The sequence below is a fragment of the Mesorhizobium sp. M4B.F.Ca.ET.089.01.1.1 genome, assembly GCF_004022605.1.
Lineage (GTDB): Bacteria > Pseudomonadota > Alphaproteobacteria > Rhizobiales > Rhizobiaceae > Mesorhizobium > Mesorhizobium abyssinicae.
In genome coordinates this window covers 1-1,606 of the sequence record NZ_RZOS01000778.1, presented here as the reverse complement: position 1 = coordinate 1,606, position 1,606 = coordinate 1, and the positions used below count along the sequence as shown (strand labels likewise).

The window sequence follows — 1,606 nt, the reverse complement described above, 5'->3', positions numbered from 1 at the left end:
CAGGTCCTTGATGCTCTGCATGGCCGTCTCCATTCCGTTGGTTGACGGCAAAGAACGGAGATAGCCGAAGCGAGCCCATGCACCTTTAGGGCCGAAACGGAGTGGAGGACCGCGACAGCGGTTGCGTGGGGGAGGGCTATCGTAGCTTGTCCGTCAAATCACCCAACGGACGGAAACGGCGCCGAAACGCATCGGACATCGACCAGCTCGACGACAGCTCAGCTTGTTGCCAGGGGCTGGGGTTATCGACCGCGATCGTCTTCGTCGCGCTCACGGTCTCGCCGCGCCTCCATTTCGGCCTCGATAGGCTTCAGCCCGGCGCTTCTGTCCTGTTGTGGCTGCTCGGCCTGCTGGGACCGCATATGTGCCTCGGTGGCCTGTCGCTCGCGCCCCAGGCGGGAAAAGTCAGAGCGGGCAGTGAAAGAGACCTCTGTATTGTCGTCCGGCAAGCGTTCGGGCAAGTCTGCGCGGTCGACGGCAATGATCCGCTCATCCGTGACGATGCTGGCGACTCTATCGTCATTGCCGAGAATTTTGCCGGTGATTTCCTCTCCCGGCCGTGCCGTGCGGATATTGTGTTCAAACGGCTTCTCGCCGCACTGTTCGAGGTCGGCAAATGCAGCGCGAAGCGCCTCGCGGCGGTTCGGATTGCTAGCGTCCTCCAGCACATGCTTCATTGCCGGACTGGACGGGTCGTTTGTGGTCTCGATTGATGCCTCGATCACCCGCGGCTTGCTGATGACGGTAAAATCCACCTCATGGCCGTAATGGCGGCCAAGCTCGATAATGAACGCTTCCTGGGCGCGACCGTTGCCCTCGCGGAATGGATGCACGTAATTGAGTTCGGCGAGGACCTGGCCCGCTCGCTCAGCGAATTGCTCCGGGGTAGCAGTGCGAAGAACGTCGGGATCGCGGATCGGCTTGAAGGCCTCGTCCAGTCCGAAGTCGATGCGTGAGCCATGCAGGAATGAGGTGCTGCCCTTGGAAAGGCTGCCGATCGGCTCGACGCGCTGGCCGTCGACGATCGGGCTTTCGTTGCGCGTGTGACCGGCCCATTCGTAAACGTCCTGAAAAATATAGCCGTGTAGGGCCTTCAGATGGTCCTTGTCGAAATTGCCGCTCGGGCCGCGGCCCTCCGCAATCTCACTCTGTCGAACATGCGTCATGGCATATTCGGCCGGTCCCAGCTCCGAGTGTCTGGTCAGCCCAAACTTGTTGCGTAGAACACCACTGCGATCTGGATCGCCGGGCGTGTCGGGGTAGGTGTACGATCCCTTTGACTCGTCCGCCAATACGATTCCTCATGAAAAAAGCCGCCCGTGATCGCAGGCGGCTTGTTCAAACAAGAGTTGGAGCGTCAGGCGCGCTTGAAACGCGCCTGCATCTGCTCGCGAAATTCTTCCGACGTGATCTCGCCGGCGACATACCGGGCGTTGGCCGCCTCGAGAACAGGATCGTGGGTGTAGCCCTGCCGGATATTGGCAGCGCGCGCCTGATCGGTGGCCTTCTTGCGCTTGGCAATGGCCTCCGGGGAACGATCGGGACGTGCGGAATGGATGTTCATCTGCCAATCTCCAGTTGCCTTGCACCCTAGCAAGAAAAGTGC

The 1,606-nt window shown here is 60.6% G+C and carries 2 protein-coding genes; both read right to left on the bottom strand.

Annotated features, from left to right (window positions below; translation table 11 throughout):
- Positions 1-242 precede the first annotated feature (242 nt).
- The gene (locus EN780_RS33785) at positions 243-1,292 is read right to left on the bottom strand and encodes a Fic family protein (protein WP_128276418.1); all 1,050 of its coding nucleotides are present in this window, start codon (positions 1,290-1,292) and stop codon (positions 243-245) included.
- A 65-nt stretch (positions 1,293-1,357) separates the two neighbouring features.
- Positions 1,358-1,564, bottom strand: a complete 207-nt coding sequence (locus EN780_RS33780) for an antitoxin VbhA family protein (protein WP_095483089.1) — start codon at positions 1,562-1,564, stop codon at positions 1,358-1,360.
- Between the last annotated feature and the right edge of the window lie 42 nt (positions 1,565-1,606).

What these genes read in the sequence shown, in the direction of transcription:
- EN780_RS33780 (WP_095483089.1), bottom strand. Translation starts at nt 1,564, where the DNA reads ATGAACATCCATTCCGCACGTCCCGATCGTTCCCCGGAGGCCATTGCC.